Source organism: Polaribacter sp. 2305UL8-11 (genome assembly GCF_058147165.1).
Genome location: NZ_JBYVJW010000009.1, coordinates 118,364 through 137,083, shown reverse-complemented (window position 1 = coordinate 137,083; position 18,720 = coordinate 118,364). Strand labels below are relative to the sequence as shown.

Annotated in this window: 13 protein-coding genes; 9 read left to right on the top strand and 4 right to left on the bottom strand. The window is 29.2% G+C overall.

Features of this window, described 5'->3' with window-relative positions; all coding sequences use genetic code 11:
• Positions 1-37: 37 nt before the first annotated feature.
• The 3 genes from ACY2RW_RS10050 to bglX all read right to left on the bottom strand — a co-directional run bounded on the left by ACY2RW_RS10050 (position 38) and on the right by bglX (position 6,165).
• Entirely contained in the window at positions 38-1,198 is a 1,161-nt protein-coding gene (locus ACY2RW_RS10050) for a formimidoylglutamase (protein ID WP_490122592.1), read from the bottom strand.
• 37 nt (positions 1,199-1,235) lie between these two features.
• On the bottom strand, positions 1,236-3,734 hold the full coding sequence (gene topA / locus ACY2RW_RS10045) for a type I DNA topoisomerase (protein WP_490122591.1): 2,499 nt from the start codon (positions 3,732-3,734) through the stop codon (positions 1,236-1,238).
• 124 nt (positions 3,735-3,858) lie between these two features.
• Positions 3,859-6,165, bottom strand: coding sequence for a beta-glucosidase BglX (gene bglX / locus ACY2RW_RS10040; protein ID WP_490122590.1), 2,307 nt, complete (start codon positions 6,163-6,165; stop codon positions 3,859-3,861).
• Positions 6,166-6,377: 212 nt separating this feature from the next.
• Here bglX and miaB point away from each other — a divergent pair, with 212 nt between their 5' ends.
• The 9 genes from miaB (at position 6,378) to ACY2RW_RS09995 (ending at position 18,219) form a co-directional block, all read left to right on the top strand.
• Entirely contained in the window at positions 6,378-7,835 is a 1,458-nt protein-coding gene (miaB, locus tag ACY2RW_RS10035) for a tRNA (N6-isopentenyl adenosine(37)-C2)-methylthiotransferase MiaB (RefSeq protein WP_490122589.1), read from the top strand.
• An 83-nt stretch (positions 7,836-7,918) separates the two neighbouring features.
• A complete protein-coding gene (locus ACY2RW_RS10030; protein WP_490122588.1) occupies positions 7,919-9,142 on the top strand; it encodes a sigma 54-interacting transcriptional regulator in 1,224 nt (407 codons plus the stop codon).
• Positions 9,143-9,226: 84 nt separating this feature from the next.
• The gene (locus ACY2RW_RS10025; RefSeq protein WP_490122587.1) at positions 9,227-9,724 is read left to right on the top strand and encodes an LptE family protein; all 498 of its coding nucleotides are present in this window, start codon (positions 9,227-9,229) and stop codon (positions 9,722-9,724) included.
• 88 nt (positions 9,725-9,812) lie between these two features.
• The gene (locus ACY2RW_RS10020) at positions 9,813-10,592 is read left to right on the top strand and encodes a DUF8458 domain-containing protein (protein WP_490122586.1); all 780 of its coding nucleotides are present in this window, start codon (positions 9,813-9,815) and stop codon (positions 10,590-10,592) included.
• Positions 10,589-10,921 carry a preprotein translocase subunit SecG gene (gene secG, locus ACY2RW_RS10015; RefSeq protein WP_490122585.1) on the top strand — a complete coding sequence of 111 codons (333 nt, stop codon included), beginning with the start codon at positions 10,589-10,591 and terminating at the stop codon, positions 10,919-10,921. Before ACY2RW_RS10020 ends, secG begins: the two co-directional genes overlap by 4 nt.
• Positions 10,922-11,103: 182 nt before the next feature.
• Positions 11,104-11,379 (top strand): co-chaperone GroES, encoded by a 276-nt coding sequence (locus ACY2RW_RS10010; protein ID WP_490122584.1) that lies wholly within the window; start codon positions 11,104-11,106, stop codon positions 11,377-11,379.
• A gap of 188 nt (positions 11,380-11,567) precedes the next feature.
• Positions 11,568-13,202 (top strand): chaperonin GroEL, encoded by a 1,635-nt coding sequence (gene groL, locus ACY2RW_RS10005; RefSeq protein WP_490122638.1) that lies wholly within the window; start codon positions 11,568-11,570, stop codon positions 13,200-13,202.
• Positions 13,203-13,338: 136 nt separating this feature from the next.
• A complete protein-coding gene (locus ACY2RW_RS10000; RefSeq protein ID WP_490122583.1) occupies positions 13,339-15,666 on the top strand; it encodes a hypothetical protein in 2,328 nt (775 codons plus the stop codon).
• An 84-nt stretch (positions 15,667-15,750) separates the two neighbouring features.
• Complete coding sequence (locus tag ACY2RW_RS09995; RefSeq protein WP_490122582.1) at positions 15,751-18,219, top strand: hypothetical protein; 2,469 nt, start codon at positions 15,751-15,753, stop codon at positions 18,217-18,219.
• Positions 18,220-18,283: 64 nt separating this feature from the next.
• Here the strand turns inward: ACY2RW_RS09995 and ACY2RW_RS09990 are convergent, their stop codons facing one another.
• Positions 18,284-18,691: a heavy-metal-associated domain-containing protein gene (locus ACY2RW_RS09990; RefSeq protein WP_490122581.1), complete on the bottom strand. Its 408-nt coding sequence runs from the start codon at positions 18,689-18,691 to the stop codon at positions 18,284-18,286.
• Positions 18,692-18,720: the final 29 nt, after the last annotated feature.

Here is an 18,720-nt window from a genome sequence, read left to right as displayed (position 1 = left end):
AATTGAATTTAACGTACTATTTTAAATATTTATTTAATTATAACAACTTTCTCATTGCTTTGTACCATTTTTCTGGCATTTTTTGATTGGTTGCTTCTACATAATCTTTATATGTACATGGTATTAACGCATGTCTTTTGTATTTATTATCTGATAAAATATTTATCTCCATCCACCATCTGCCAGATTTATTACTTTTATAAAACACAATTGGATCATCATCTTCTAATAAAACCGTAAATTTTTGGTAATTTTCTTTTCCTGAAAAAGGATAATCTTTTACTCTAAAATTAACACCTTCTATAAAATACCATATCATTTGCGCTATTAAATTAGCGGTTTGATGATTGTTATCGTATTTAGAGTTGTACTCGTAAATACCAAATGATGATACTTTATCACTTAAACCTGCATACCTAGAAATGGCGCAAATTTCTTCGCCATAAAAACCATTTGGTGATGCATTATTGTTAGCAGGAGCTTCACTTTGCCTAACTGCACCTAAATCTATAGAAACAATATCTGCATTTCTAAAAGCGGGTTCTATGCTTTCTAATTCTTTTGCATTTCCTAACCTGTAGGCATCAAAAAATAAATTATCTAACAACTGAATTTCATCTTGAGGATTAAAATACGTTTGATACCCAACATTACTGTAATTAAACAAATTATTAGGTTCTTGCATAATAATTTTGCTCAAATAAGACTGTGAAGTTAGCTCATCATCTAAATTACCCAAATCAAACCTACTATCTACAGCTGTTATATTTACAGTTTGCTCTAAAGTATCATAAGCCCTGTAATTTACGTAAGTAATATCTTGACCTCCTCCAATAATAATTGGTATGATGTTCTTTGTTAAAAGTGCTGTTATGGTTTGCTGTACTGCAAAATAAGTATCGGAAACTGCATTTCCTTTTAAAATATTCCCTAAATCTGCAATTTCTGTATGCCAATTACCTGGAAATAATTGATACAATTTCCTTCTAATGAACTGTAAATTTTCTCCACATCCAAAATTATTTTCAGAGTTTCTGTCTTCTTGAACTCCAAAAATAGCAATTTGCACATTTTCTAAATCTGGGAAACCTTCTTGATTTGAGTGAAATCTAATTTTCTTTCCTAAGCATAAAGAAGACTGCAACACTAAATGTGCTACAACCGAATCTTTTATAGGGGTTAAAAAATCTTGGTTCATCAATTTTTTTTCTAATGGAATGCAATATAAGAAATACTTATTTCTTTTTTGTAGTTTTTTTAGCTGTTGTTTTTCTTTTTGTTACTTTTTTCTTTGGGGTTTTTGCCTCAATCATTTTAACAGCTTCTTCTTTAGAAAGTTTTTCGATTTTGGTAGTCTTAGGCAATTCTATCTTAATTTTTCCTTTTAAAACGTTAAAACGTCCCCATCTTGCTTTTTCTACACGAATACCAACATCTTCCCAATTATGGATAACTTTGTCTATTTCTTTCTGCTTTTTTACTTCGATTAACTCAACAATATCGTCTTCAGACAAATTATCAAAATCGTATTTTTTACTAACGTTGATAAACATTCCATTCCACTTAATAAAAGGCCCAAAACGTCCAACACCTTTTTGCACAGGCAATTCTTCATAATGCGCAATTGGTGCATCTGCTTTTTGTTTTGCAACAATTAGCTCTTGTGCTCTTTCTAAATCTACTTCCATTGGATTTTCTCCTTTATCTAAGGAAACAAATAGTTTACCAAAACGAATATAAGGTCCAAAACGTCCATTAGAAACAATTACTTCTTCGCCTTCGTAAGTTCCTAAGGTTTTTGGCAATAAGAACAACTCTAAAGCTTCTTCTAATGTTATTGTACCTAAATTTTGATCTTTATTTAAGCTAGCAAATTGCTTTTCTTCGTCTTCTGGAGCTCCAATTTGTGCAATAGGTCCAAATTTACCTAAACGTACCAAAACTGTTTTTCCACTTTGTGGATGTTTTCCTAAAATACGTTCTCCACTTTCTCTATCTGCATTCTCTTTTACGTCTTCTACATTATCATGAAACTTGGTGTAAAAACCTTTTATCATTTCTATCCAATCTTCATCACCTTCAGAAATATCATCAAAAGAATTTTCTACTTTGGCTGTGAATCCGAAATCTAAAATATTAGAAAAGTTTGCTACTAAAAAGTCATTTACAATATTTCCTATATCAGTAGGAACTAACTTATTTTTATCTGAACCTGTTTTCTCTGTTAAAGTTTGACTTTTTACATTTCCAGCAGATAAAATTAATTGTTCGTAATTTCTTTCTACGCCTTCATTTGTTCCTTTTTCTACATAACCTCTTCTTTGCACTGTAGAAATTGTTGGTGCATACGTAGATGGCCTACCAATACCCAATTCTTCTAATTGTTTTACTAAAGATGCTTCTGTAAAACGATAAGGTGGACTCGTAAAACGTTGTGTAGCATTTATAAATTCATACTCCAATTTATCATTTACCTTTAGATTTGGCAGCATTCCTGCTTGCTCTTCTTCCTCATTATCAGTCCCCTCTAAATACACTTTTAAGAAACCATCAAACTTTATCATTTCTCCATTTGCAGTAAAGATTTTATCGTTTTCAGAATTTTCAATCTTTACATTGGTTCTTTCTAATTGTGCATCACTCATTTGAGATGCCAACGTTCTTTTCCAAATTAAATCATACAATCTGTTTTGATCGTATTCTGTATCTATAGAATGCATTTTCATGTTTGTTGGTCTAATAGCTTCGTGCGCTTCTTGCGCTCCTTTTGCTTTCGATTTAAAAACACGTTGTTTGCTATATTCTTTTCCGTAAGAATTTATAATTTCTTCTGCTGCTTCGTTTCTTGCATCTACAGATAAATTAACACTATCTGTTCTCATATAGGTTATTAAACCTGCCTCATACAAACGTTGTGCAACTTGCATGGTTTTTCCTACAGGATACCCTAATTTACGTGATGCTTCTTGTTGTAAAGTTGATGTTGTAAATGGTGCTGCTGGCGATTTTCTTGCTGGTTTTTTGGTTAAATCTGCAATAGAAAAATTAGCGTTTGCACACGATTTTAAAAAGTCTTCTGCTGCTGTTTTAGAAGAGAAATTCTTTGGAATTGTAGCCTTAAACTTCTTCCCTTCATCATTTAAAAATTCTGCAACTACTTTATAATGTGTTTCTGCTTTAAATTCTTGAATACTTCTTTCTCTTTCTACAATTAATCTTACAGCTACAGATTGTACTCTTCCTGCAGACAAACCTCCTTTTACTTTACGCCATAAAACTGGTGAAAGCTCATACCCAACAAGTCTGTCTAAAACTCTACGTGCTTGTTGTGCGTTTACCATATTATAATCGATATCTCTTGGATTTTCGACTGCTTTTAAAATGGCTTTTTTGGTAATTTCATGAAAAACAATACGTTTTGTATTGGCATCTTTTAAATCTAACTGCTCTTTTAAATGCCAAGCAATTGCTTCTCCTTCTCTATCTTCATCACTTGCTAACCAAACTGTTTCTGCTTTTTTTGCTAAACTTTTTAGTTTTTTTACGACTGGTTTTTTATCATCAGAAATTATATATTTTGGACTAAAATCTCCTTCTACATCAATACCTAACTCTTTGGATGGTAAGTCTGCAATGTGCCCATAACTAGATTCTACTTGAAAATCTTTTCCAAGAAATTTTTCGATGGTTTTTGCTTTTGCTGGTGACTCTACAATTACTAAATTCTTTGCCATTTATCTTTCTTTTGTCGTAATTACTGCAATTAAAAACTGCGTGTTTTCGGATTGCAAAAGTATGTAGTTTTTTTTTATTAAAAATTTAAAGATTGATTTTTACATCACTTTTAACAGAAAAAAATTATTCTACAGTAATTTTTTGCATGAGATTTGTTAGCGAATTCCCACCAACAAAAAGATGAAAATCTCCAGATTCTACTTCCCATTTTTTGTTAATTGTATAAAATTGGAGTACTTTTTTATCAATCGTAAAAGAAACCGTTTTTGTTGTTCCTGCTTTTAATTCAATTTTTTGAAACCCCTTTAATTCTTTTACAGGTCTAATTATACTACCTACTAAATCTCTTATATACAACTGTACAACTTCTTCTCCTTTTATATCTCCTGTATTTTTTACATCTACAGAAAGTATGATTTTATCTTCTGGTGTCATTTTTTCTTTATCAACTTTTAAATTATCATAAGAAAAAGAAGTATAACTTAAACCAAAACCAAAAGGATATAAAGGTGTTTTTTTAGCATCATCATAGCCAGAATAAGTTACATGAACATCATTATTAGGTCTACCTGTATTTTTTTGATTGTAATATAAAGGTTCTTGCCCAACGTTTCTTGGAAACGAAACTGGTAATTTTCCTGACGGATTGTAATCTCCAAACAAAACATCTGCAATTGCATTTCCAGATTCACTCCCTAAATGCCAAGTAACTAAAATTCCTGGTAAGATTTTATGTACATTAGAAATATCCATTGGTCTTCCATTTGATAAAATTAAAACAATGTTTTTATTTACTTTGTAAACAGCCTCTATCAACTCATTTTGCAAGCCAGCAAAACCAATATTTGTATAACTTCTTCCTTCTCCAGATTGATATGCATCTTCTCCTACTGCTAAAAAGACAACCTCTGCTTTTTTAGCAATGCTAACTGCTTTAGCAATACCTGACTTATTTTTGGTATTTATTTTTAAAGGAATCATAAACTGATTATCTCCTGGTTTTACAGTGGGTATAGTTAAATCAATTCCTTTTTCATAATATACTTTTGTATTTTTACCAGTTTTATTTTTTACTCCCTCTAATAACGAAACTGCAGAATTGTAAACTCCTTTTCCACGCCAATTGCCTAACGCATTATTTTTATCATTTGCAAAAGGACCTATTACTGCAATACTTTTTATGTTTTTAGAAATTGGTAGAACATTGTTTTCATTTTTTAACAATACAATCGATTTTTTTGCAGCTTCTTTTGCAATTGCTAGATGTTCTTTGGTATAAATATTATTTTTTTCATTTTCTGCATCACAATATTTAAAAGGATCATCAAATAACCCTAATTTAAATTTTAATCTTAAAATTCTTCTAACTGCATCATCTATATAAGTGATGTAACTTTTATTTTCTGATACTAATTCTTTTAAATAATTTTCATAAGAATTAGATTCCATATCTACATCAGAACCCGCTTTTAAAGCAATTTCTGCAGCTTGTTTTTTATCTTTTGCAAAACCATGATCAACTAACTCACCAATAGAACCCCAGTCTGAAACCACAAAGCCATCCCATTTCCAATCTCCTTTTAAAATATCTCTTTGTAATATTTTATGACCTGTTGCAGGAATGCCATCAATATCATTAAACGCATTCATAAAAGTGGCAACACCAGCTTCTGCAGCAGCTTTAAATGGTGGTAAAATTGAATTGTGTAATTCAAATTCTCCTACAGTTATTGTATTGTATTCTCTACCAGCTTCTGCAAAACCATAACCTGCAAAGTGTTTTGCACATGCTGCTATTGTGTTTTTATTAGAAAGATCATTTCCTTGAAAACCTTGAATTCTTGCAACACCAACCACAGCATTTAAATACGGGTCTTCTCCTCCACTTTCCATTACTCTACCCCATCTTGCATCTCTAGAAACATCTACCATTGGTGCAAATGTCCAATTTAACCCTGAAGCTGCAGACTCTTTAGCTGCTATTTTAGAAGCTCTTTTAATCAATTCTAAATCCCAGCTTGCACTTTCTGCAAGCGGAATTGGAAAAATTGTTTTTAGCCCGTGAATAACATCAAAAGCAAAAATTAGTGGAATTTTTAAGCGAGATTGCATTGCTAATTCTTGAGCTTTGCGAACTTCTTTTACAGAAACCACGTTTAATACAGAACCCACCAACCCTTTTTTAATTTTATTGGCTTTAGCTTTATTACTTTTAGAAGATGAAGGCCCTGTTAAATCACCACCTGCAGAATACTGCACCATTTGTCCAATCTTTTCATCTAAATTCATCAAACTTAACACAGAATCTACTTTGGATTCTATTTTTGAATTTAAAGTAGCTTTTTTAGATTGTTTCGTAGACTTATTACAACTTATTACCACTAAAAAAACTAATAATAGCTTTACAATAATGCTTACTTTTTTATTCATTAATAGGGTTATTTTAGTTAAAATTAGGTATTGAAAAAAATCATCAATGCTTAAATGTATAAAAATCAAATCTATAAAATATTTACTTCAAATGATAAAAGTGCTTTCTTTTCTCCAAAAAATGAATAAAAAGAAATTTGTTTTCTGCCAATTTGTCATTAATTTTCATTTTTGGTTGTATATTTGCAAACCTTTTAATGATACATTGATAGATGGAACCCATAGAAAAAATTATAGACGAAAAAATACAAGGCAAAGCACTTGTAACCGAAAATAAAGAACAAAATTCTAAGAAGTTATTCATTGAAAGCTATGGCTGCCAAATGAATATGAATGACAGTGAAATTGTAGCTGCAATTTTAGATAAACAAGGGTATAATACCACTCAAATTTTAGAGGAAGCTGATTTGGTTTTGGTAAATACGTGTTCTATCAGAGAAAAAGCAGAAACTACAGTCAGAAAAAGATTGCAAAAATACAATCGTGTTAAACGAGAATCTAACAAAAAAATGAAGGTTGGTGTTTTAGGTTGTATGGCAGAACGTTTAAAAGAAAAATTCTTAGAAGAAGAAAAAATTGTTGATTTAGTTGTTGGACCTGATGCTTATAAAGATTTACCTAATTTATTAGAAGAAGTAAATGAAGGTAGAGATGCTGTAAACGTTATTTTATCTAAAGAAGAAACGTATGGAGATATTGCCCCTGTTCGTTTAAATTCTAACGGAGTTTCTGCATTTGTATCGATTACCAGAGGTTGTGATAATATGTGTACGTTTTGTGTGGTGCCTTTTACTCGTGGACGAGAAAGAAGCAGAGATCCAAAAAGTATTCTAGCCGAAATTCAATCTATGGTTGATCAAAACTTTAAAGAAATTACACTTTTAGGACAAAATGTAGATAGTTTTTTATGGTATGGAGGAGGCTTGAAAAAGGATTTCAACAAAGCTTCAGAAATGGCACAAGCTACAGCAGTTGATTTTGCACAATTGTTAGACATGTGTGCAACTCAATTCCCAAAAACACGTTTTCGTTTTTCTACTTCTAATCCTCAAGATATGAGTTTAGATGTGATTCATACAATGGCAAAACACAAAAACATTTGCAAATACATTCACTTGCCTGTGCAAAGTGGAAGTAATGCAATGTTAAAAGCAATGAATAGACAACATACGCGTGAAGAATATATGGAGTTGGTAGATAATATCTACAAAATTATCCCAGAAATGGCTTTATCACAAGATATGATTGTTGGTTTTTGTGGAGAAACTGAGCAAGATCACAAAGATACTTTAGATTTAATGGAATATGTAAAATATGATTTTGGTTTTATGTTTGCGTATTCTGAAAGACCTGGAACTTTAGCTGGTAAAAAAATGAATGATGATGTCCCAAATGATGTAAAAAAACGTCGTTTAACAGAAGTCATCGATTTACAACAAAAACACGCTTTATACAGAACACAACAACATTTAGGAAAAACGGAGGAAGTTTTGATTGAAGGGACTTCTAAAAAAGACCCAAATCAATGGAAAGGAAGAAATACACAAAACACTGTAATTGTTTTTCCTAAAGAACATTATAAATTAGGTGATTTTGTAAATGTTAAGATAGAAGACTGTACTTCTGCTACTTTAATTGGTAAAGCAGTTGGGTATTCTGATAATAATTAATTTTTAGAAAAGAGAAGCAAGAGATAAGAACAAAGAACGAATCTTTTCTCTTTATTCTTTTTTCCCTATTCTAAAGAAAAGAAATGGAAAATTTACAAGCTTTAAAACAACGTTTTGGAATTATCGGAAACGATATTCAGCTAAATCGTGCTTTAGAAAAAGCAGTAAGAGTTGCTCCTACAGATATTTCTGTTTTGGTTACAGGAGAAAGTGGTGTTGGTAAAGAAAATATTCCTAAAATTATACATTCTTTATCACACAGAAAACATGCAAAATATATTGCTGTAAACTGTGGTGCCATTCCTGAAGGAACTATAGACAGTGAATTGTTTGGACACGAAAAAGGAGCTTTTACAGGTGCAACACAAGATAGAAAAGGGTATTTTGAAGTGGCTGATGGTGGAACCATTTTTTTAGATGAAGTTGGGGAATTACCCTTAACAACACAAGTACGTTTACTACGTGTTTTAGAAAATGGAGAATTTATAAAAGTGGGGTCATCAAAAGTTTTAAAAACCAATGTTAGAATTGTAGCTGCAACCAACGTTAATATGCAGTCTGCTATTGAAAAAGAGAAATTTAGAGAAGATTTATATTATAGATTAAGCACAGTAGAAATTCACTTACCAGCGTTAAGAGAACGTAATGATGATATTCATTTGTTATTCAGAAAATTTGCTTCAGATTTTGCTCAGAAATACAGAATGCCATCTATCAGATTAGACGAAAATGCTGTAAATGTGCTATTAAATTATCGTTTTCCTGGAAACATCCGTCAATTAAAAAACTTGGCTGAACAAATTTCTGTAATTGAAGAAAATCGCACAGTATCTGGAGCTAAGTTACAACAATACTTACCTGATAATAAAGGGAATTTTCCTGCAGTAATTGGAGGTAAAAAAGAAAATGATTTTTCTACAGAACGTGATATCATGTACAAAATTTTGTTTGATATGCGTAATGATATTAACGATTTAAAGAAATTGACGTTAGATTTGATGAAAAATGGGAATGTTGAGGAGGTACAAGAAGAGCATCATCAATTGATAGAAAAAATCTATAGAAATCAAGAAAATCAAAAAACAAATATTGAAGTTTTAAATATCCCTCAAGAAACATCTACAGAAAAAAATTATGATTTTATTGAGACGATTGAAGAAGACGAATCTTTATCTTTACAAGACAAAGAAATAGAAATGATTAAAAAATCTTTAGAGAAAAACAATAATAAACGTAAGTTAGCAGCTAAAGAATTGGGAATTTCTGAAAGAACTTTGTATAGAAAAATTAAACAATACGATTTGTAGGATTAAGGTTTTCATTATAAGATTCAAAAATTTTTAAATTTGAATATAGAATTTTGAAACCCATTTTCTTTTGAATAAATAAAAATGAAAAAAATAATTTTATCATTACTACTAGTTTCAACATTTATTGGATGTGGTATATACTCATTTTCTGGAGTTAATATAGGAAATGCACAAACTGTACAAATAGATTTTTTCCCAAATCAAGCACCTTTAGTAGAACCAACTTTAAGTCAAACTTTTACGGAAAACCTGAGAGATTTATTTACAAGACAAACCAACTTAACTTTAACAAATTCTAATGGAGATTTATATTTTAGTGGAGAAATCACAGGATATCGAATTAACCCAATGAGTGCTACTGCAAACCAGACTGCTGCTCAAAATAGACTAACAGTAACTGTAAATGTTCGCTTTGTAAACAAATTAAACGAAAAAGATGATTTTGAAAAGCAATTCTCATTCTACTCTGATGTAGATGCTACAGTACAATTAACAGGTGGTATTTTAGAATCTGCTTTAGAAGAAATTTTAGAAAGAATAACACAAGATATCTTTAATGCTTCTGTAGCTAAATGGTAATAAAAGTTAGAAGTTAGAAGTTAGAAGTTAGAAGTTAGAAGTTAGAAGTTAGAAGTTAGAAGTTAGAAGTTAGAAGAAAAATACAAATTTGAATAAAAACACATTCATAGAAATCTTAGAAAAGAAGCAAAATATCCAGCAACTAGAAACTGTTGAGTTAAAATCTATTGTAGATGAATTTCCTTATTTCCAAGCTGCTAGAACTTTGTATTTAAAAGGATTAAAAAATCAAGATAGCTTTAAATACAACAATGAATTAAAACTAAGTGCAGCTTACACAACAGATAGAACAGTTTTATTTAATTATATCACTTCTGATGATTTTAACGCTCAAAAAGAAGATATACATCAGCAGATTTCAGAGAAAATATCCGAAGAAAACATTGTTGAAACTTCTTTAAAAGCCATCCATCCTTCAGAAAAAGAAACAGCAACAGCAACATCAAAACAATCTGTTTCTACTATTAAAGAAGCATTAAATATTGGAAAACCTATTACTTTCTACTCATCAGAAAATCATTCTTTTGGAGAATGGCTGCAACTCTCTACAAAAAAAACAATTGTTAGAACTGCCTCAAAACAGCATATAGAAACTGAGAAAAAAGAAGCGATTATAGATAAGTTTATAGAAAACAATCCAAAAATAGAACCTTTATCAAAAGATAAAAAAATAAGCATTCCTGTGAAAGCAAATAAGCAGGATGCTGCTTTAATGACAGAAACTTTAGCTAAAGTTTATTTAGAGCAAAAAAAATATGAAAGTGTTATTCAAGCTTACAGAATTTTAAGTTTGAAATATCCAGAAAAAAGTGGTTACTTTGCAGACCAAATTAAAAAAGTAAAAATTTTACAAAAAAATAAATCATGAGTTATAACTTATTTTTAGGTGTCATATTATTAGTAGCTGTGGTATTAATATTAATAGTTATGGTACAAAATCCTAAAGGAGGTGGATTATCTTCTTCTTTTGGTGGTGGTGGAGCACAATCTTTAGGTGGTGTTCAAAACACAAATAATTTCTTAGACAGAACTACTTGGACCCTAGCAATTGCTATGTTTGCATTAATTCTTTTATCAAACTTTGCAATAGAAAGAGGTGATGGAAATGGTTTTGAATTAAAAGACAAGTTAGATGGTGTAGAAACCACTACTCCTGTAGATAATACAATACCTTCAACAACAAAAGACAGCATTTAAACTTCGATTTAAATAATAAACTAGAGAATGCCAACGTAAATGACACGTTGGCATTTTTTTTATTCTATTTTTCTATAAAAAAATCAATCAAAGAAAAAATGTCAGTTTTGTATTCATGGCATAATTTCTGACTATTTATAGAGTGAAAACACAATTTAATTAATCAAAAAAAATTATATAAAATGAGTTTAAATATTAAACCTTTAGCAGACAGAGTTCTTGTAGAGCCTGCTCCAGCAGAGACAAAAACAGCTTCTGGATTAATTATTCCAGATAATGCAAAAGAAAAACCACAAAAAGGAACTGTAGTTGCAGTTGGTAATGGTAAAAAAGACGAGCCATTAACTGTAAAAGTTGGTGATACTGTTTTATATGGTAAATATGGTGGAACCGATTTAAAATTAGATGGTGTAGATTATTTAATGATGCGTGAATCTGATATTCTTGCAATTATTTAATAGCTTTTGGCTTTATGCCTTAAGTTATAAACATAGTTATGAGAGGTTTTAAAAGATTTAAATTATATTGATAAAACTACTTTTATCAAATTAAATCATGAAATTAATATAATTAAAAGAAAAATTAAAATAATAGCCAATTGTATAAAGCATAAAGCTTAGAGCAAATGGCACAAAGCGTAGTAAAAATGGCAAAAGACATAAAATTTGATATAGAAGCTAGAGATGGCTTAAAACGAGGAGTTGATGCTTTAGCAAATGCAGTAAAAGTAACTTTAGGACCAAAAGGAAGAAATGTAATTATCTCAAAATCTTTTGGTGCACCAACAGTAACTAAAGATGGTGTTTCTGTTGCAAAAGAAGTAGAATTAGAAAACGAGCTTGAAAACATGGGAGCTCAAATGGTTAAAGAAGTGGCTTCTAAAACCAATGATTTAGCTGGTGATGGAACTACAACTGCAACTGTATTGGCACAAGCAATTGTAAAAGAGGGCTTAAAAAACGTTGCTGCTGGCGCAAATCCTATGGATTTAAAACGTGGAATTGACAAAGCAGTTGAAGCAATTGTTGCAGATTTAGAAAAACAAACCCAAAAAGTTGGTAATTCCTCAGAAAAGATAAAACAAGTTGCAGCAATTTCTGCAAATAACGACAATACTATTGGAGATTTAATAGCAACCGCTTTTACTAAAGTTGGTAAAGAAGGTGTTATTACTGTTGAAGAAGCAAAAGGAATGGATACTTATGTAGATGTTGTAGAAGGTATGCAATTTGACAGAGGTTATTTATCTCCTTATTTTGTTACAGATGCAGATAAAATGATTGCAGATTTAGAAAATCCATATATTTTATTATTTGATAAAAAGATTTCTAACTTACAAGAAATTCTTCCAATTTTAGAGCCAGTTTCTCAATCTGGAAGACCTCTTTTAATAATTGCTGAAGATGTAGATGGACAAGCGTTAGCTACTTTAGTAGTAAATAAATTAAGAGGAGGCTTAAAAATTGCTGCAGTAAAAGCACCAGGTTTTGGAGATAGAAGAAAAGCAATGTTAGAGGATATTGCTATTTTAACTGGAGGAACAGTAATTTCTGAAGAAAGAGGTTTTTCTTTAGAAAATGCAACCTTAGATTTATTAGGAACTGCAGAAGGCATAACCATCGATAAAGACAATACCACAATTGTAAATGGCTCAGGTGATGCTTCTGCAATTAAAGCAAGAGTAAATCAAATTAAAACTCAGATAGAAACAACAACATCAGATTATGATAAAGAAAAACTACAAGAGCGTTTGGCTAAATTAGCTGGTGGTGTTGCAGTTTTATATGTTGGTGCTGCTTCTGAAGTAGAAATGAAAGAAAAGAAAGATAGAGTTGATGATGCTTTACATGCAACAAGAGCTGCTGTAGAAGAAGGTATTGTTGCTGGTGGTGGTGTTGCTTTAGTGCGCGCTAAAAAAGTGTTAGAAAAATTAGCTACAGATAATTTAGACGAAACCACTGGTGTGCAAATTGTAAACAAAGCCATTGAATCTCCTTTAAGAACTATCGTAGAAAATGCTGGAGGTGAAGGCTCAGTAGTTATCAACAAGGTTTTAGAAGGTAAAAAAGATTTTGGTTACGACGCAAAATCTGATGCTTATGTAGACATGTTAGATGCAGGAATTATTGACCCTAAAAAAGTAACTAGAGTAGCTTTAGAAAATGCAGCTTCTGTTGCAGGTATGATTCTTACAACAGAATGTGCTTTAATAGATATTAAAGAAGATGCTCCTGCTGGTGGAATGCCTCCAATGGGTGGTGGAATGCCAGGAATGATGTAACCCACAAGCGTGGGTTTGCAAGCATCTTACTCTTGCTAAAATTATATTTGAAAATAAAAATCCGATAGAATTTCTATCGGATTTTTTGTTGGTATAATTTTTGATATTAATTCAGAAATATAAACCAACCTATACTATGAAAAAAAACATCTCTATCCTACTAATCTTACTAAGCCTATCTATATTTAGTCAGCAAAAAATTGATGCATTATACAGTAACTATTTTAAAGATAACAGAGAAATTCCTTTCTTACATCTTAACAAAACCATTTTTATTGTTGGAGAAGAACTTTGGTTAAAAGCCTATGTTTTAAACCAAAAAAATAAAAAATTATCAGACTTTACTAGAAATCTTTACTGCCTTATTTACGATAAAGACGGAAAATTAAAGGATAAAAAATTACTGTATGTAGAAAATGGAATTGCTAAAGCTAATTTTAAAATAGATTCTACATTTACCAAAGAAACTTACTTTTTAAAAACGGCTACCAATTGGATGAGAAACTTTAAAGAAGACTTTTCCTATAACCAAAAAATTACAGTGTTCAACCCTAAAGATTTAGAAAATAAAAAAACAGAAAAAATTACTGATAATTATGAAATACAACTGCTCCCAGAAGGTGGTCATGCATTAGAAAATTTTAATAATAATTATGGTATTGTTGTAAAAAATAAATCCAACGTAGGTATTCAAATTAAAAAAGGAGAAATTTTAGATGAACAAGAAAATATAATTACAAAATTTAATACAAATAATTTTGGTTTAGCCAATTCAAGCTTCTACTACAAAGAAAATAAATCATATACTGCAAAAATTACCCTAAATAATGGAAAAATTATTAAAAAAGAAATTCCAAAAGCAGCAAAATCTGGAGTTTCCCTTCAAGTAGAGAATAAAGCAACTCCATTTATTAGAATTGCTGTAGGCACTAATAATAGAAGCTTAAGTAGTTTGAATGGTAAGCAATTCAAAATTTACATACACAACACAAATTCAGTACTAGAAAAAACTATTACTTTTAATAAAAAAGAAAATTTATATAATTTAATTATTGCCACCAATAAATTAAATAAAGGAATTAATATAATTACTCTTTTTGATGATAATAATAATCCTGTAGCAGAAAGACTGCTTTTTAACTATGATAAAGAAATTGTTGAAAATATAAAAATAGACTTTTTAAATAAAGAAAATGATTCTTTATCTATTTCATTAATTAAAAAAAACACGAAAGATGTTATTTATTTAAGTGCTTCAATTTTACCAGAACAAACTAAAGCATACAAACCTTCAAACTCTATTATTTCTCAATTTTTACTAAAGCCTTTTATAAAAGGTGATATCCAAAACCCTGCATATTATTTCACACAAACCAACAGAAAAAAATTAATTGAGTTAGATTTATTACTACAAACTCAAGGATGGAGCAAATATGATTGGAAAGATATTTTTTACTCGCCAATTAATTACCAATATGAATCTGAAAATGGAATTACTTTAAATGGAGTTTTAAATACTAAAAGAAAAGCAAAAAAAGTATACTTAATGGTTTCTGGTAACGATTCTTTAATTACTGAAAAGGTAAAAAACAACAGGTTTTCTTATAAAAACCTTTACTTAAAAGATAAGGATGATATAAATTTTATATCATCAAATGATTCTAAAATTATTAAAACAAAAGGATATATAAGGCAAAAAAATATTAACACACCATTTACAATAAATATCAAAAGAAGAGCAACTTCTAACCCTGATTTTAATTTGATTAAAGATTTAGAAATTTCTAAAGTTTTTGATGAAAAAAGAATTAAACTAGATGAAATTACTTTAAAATCTGAGTTAAACAAACCTAAGTTTAGACCTTTTTGGCTAAATAGTTTAAACAGAAGAATGGTTAAAATTAATGAGGATTATATGGGTACTTTAGACGTTTTTATATTTTTAAGGCAGTTAGGTTACTTTATACCTGCTATCCCTTATGGCTCTGATGGTAATATTGTAGTTTATAGATCTGCTGCAAGATCAAGATATGCTGGTGCTCCAATAACTTTATTTTTAAATAACATACCTCTTAGACTAGGGGCAGGTCTTTTACAAGATTTTAGAGTAACAGACTTTAGTGAAATCCATTATGGAGAAAACGAAATATTCTTTTACATAAACACAGAAGGCAGAAGAAGTAAAACTAAATTTGGAAAAATCTTAACATATAAAATACCTTTAGGTTTTACAGAAAGTAAAAAATATTACAGTCCAAAATACGATACAACCTCAAAAAGTTTTCAAGATTTTGGAGCTATTTATTGGAAATCAGATATAGAAATTTCTTCAAAAAAAAGCAATATTTCATTTAAAGTTCCAACACTAAATCAAGATAAAATGATTTTGTATTTAGAAGGTATAACAAGCTCTGGAAGGTTAATTTCAATTCAGAAAAAATTAGATATTCATTTAAATAACTAATAAAAAATCCGATAGAAAATTCTATCGGATTTTTTTGTGGCATAAAACTTGATACTTTTTTTCAAATTTAATCAACCAAAAATTATGAAAAAAACAACTACTTATTTTCTACTTTTCTTAAGCATTTCTCTTTTTAGCCAACAAAAATTAGACACATTATATAGTAAATACTTTGAAGCCAATAGAGAAATACCTTATTTACACTTAAACAAAACTACTTTTACAATTGGTGAAGAAATTTGGTTAAAAGCCTACGTTTTAAATCACAAAGATCAAAAATTATCTGACTTTACCAGAAATTTATATTGTCTTATTTATGATAAAGAAGGAAAACTGAAAGAAAAAAAACTACTTTACGTAGAAAACGGAATTGCTTATGGTAACTTAAAAATAGACTCAACATTTGTAGATGATTATTATTTTATTAAAACTGCAACCAATTGGATGAAAAACTTTAAAGAAGATTTTTCTTTCACACAAAAAATAACAATTATAAAATCTAATCATTCTAAAAAAGATAATCAGTTAACTGATGTAAAAATTGAAACACAAATATTACCAGAAGGTGGGAATGCTATCACTAATTTCAAGAATACTTATGGAGTTGTTGTTAAAAACAGCAATAATATTGGAATAAAAATAGACAAAGGTGAAATTATTGATGACAAAAACAATATCGTTTCTACTTTTACTACAAATAAATTTGGTTTAGGTAAAGTTAAATTTTACTATAATAAGGATAAGCAATACTATGTAAAATATACAATAGATAATAATACTGTAATTAAAAATAAAATACCAAAAGCAGAAAACTATGGTATATCATTTAATATAGAAAACAACGGAACTCCTTTTGTACGATTTATGGTTGGCACCAATTTTAAAAGTTTAAAAAATTTAAGTTCAAAAAAATTTAAATTATATATACACAATACTAATCAAGTCTTAGAAAGAACAATTCTATTTAATGAGAACGAAAATATTTACAATTTAGTTATCGCAAAAAAGAAATTAGCTAATGGAATTCAAATAGCAACATTATTTGATAACAACAATCAACCTATTTCAGAAAGGATATTTTTTAACTACAATAAAAACCTTCTTGAAGATATTCAAATTAAAACCTCTTCTATTAATAATGATTCTATAGAAATATCTTTATTAAAAAAGGAAAAAAATAATGATATTACTTTTCTGAGTGCATCAATATTACCTGCATCTACAAAAGCAACTAATTATGCAAATTCACTTATCACTCAATTTCTACTTAAGCCTTACATAAAAGGTAATATACAAGAACCTTACTATTACTTTACAAAAACGAATAGAAAAAAAATTAGTGAATTAGATTTATTATTACAAACCCAAGGATGGAGTAAATATAATTGGCAAAACATCTTTTATCCAACAAATAACTATTCTTATCTAAACGAAAATGGAATTACAATAAATGGTGCACTAAATATAAATAGAAAAAAAGATTCTGTAAAGGTCTATTTAATTTCACCTTCTAATAATTTATTAATTACAAAAAAAATAAAAGGAAATTCTTTTAGTTTTGAAAATCTTTTTCTTAAAGAAAACTCTAACCTAGCTTTTGCAGCATTCGAAAACAATAAGATAAAAAAAACAAAAGGATACATTAAAACCAATTCCTTTAATACAAGTGCTTTTAAAGTTATAGATAATTATATCAATGTAGAAAATAATTTAGCAAACAATATTAATAGTTATAAATTTGATAGTTTTAATAGAGTCTCTTTAGACGAGATATTTTTAAAAACAAAAATTAGCAAAACAAAATACAATCCTATATTTAATCGTGTTTCACGCAAAAATATTATCATAGACAAAAGTTATAAAGGCACAAAAAATTTATCTTTTCTATTAAGAAATTTAGGATTTTTACCTAGAAACTACAGAAATTTTAACAATACACAAGGAACAGCAAATATTGCAAGAGAGTTAGCTGCTGATGATATGGTAAGTCAAGGAATGAGTATAGAAACAAGAGAAAGATTTACAAATATTGGTGTTAATGACTTAAATGGTGAATTAAATCAAATATTACCTCTAACATTTGGTATAAATCCTACCCCTTTTGTTAGGTACAGAACAGCAACTAGTTTAAGAAAAAGAATTTATTTTGATGATGTTGATATTAGTTATGACCCATCTCAATTAAATGGAGTTAGCGTTGATGATTTGACCGAAATTCATTATTCTGATAAAGAAATTTATTTGTATACTAAGGACACTTATAGGTCTAAAAACAAGTTTAACAATAAGGTTTTACAATACAATCTTAAAACTGGTTATGTAACTTACAAAGAATATTATGATCCTCTTTACGATACTAATTCTAATTATTTTAAAAACTATGGATCTATATATTGGAGTGATGGTATAGAGATCGAAGCCCAAAAAAGTAAAACTAAATTTAAAACACCAACATTAGATCAAAAAAACATAATTATCTTTTTAGAAGGTATTACAAGCTCTGGAAAGTTAATTTCAATACAGAAAAAAATAAACTTGAACCTAAATAATTAACGCTAAAAAAATCCGATAGAATTTCTATCGGATTTTTTTATACATGTAAAATATCGAAATTAATTTACTGTTTTTTCTGCTTTTTTAAACCTCCTTCATGATCTAAAATAATTTCTTCATCTCTATATTTACAACAAGGATGTACAGAGTTATATGCTTCCGTTTTTGCTTCTAACTTTTTGTTCTCGGCTAAAATTACATCATGACCAACTTTTAAAATATTTTTTTGAACGGTTGAAACATCTGTTTTACGCTCGTCCATAATTAAATTTAGTTGATGTGTTTTTACACTCCATAAAGCAAACTTTACACCCTTTGTTTTTAAGGCAGCAGTTTCAATTCGCTTTTTACACATTCCGCAAATACCATCAACCTCAAAAGAAACTTTAGCGTTTTTTTTCTTTTTTATTTCTTGTGATTGAGTAGTAAAGACAATCAAGAACAAACTGAATATGAATACTATTTTTTTCATTTTTTATTGTTTTTTTTATGAGTCAATTC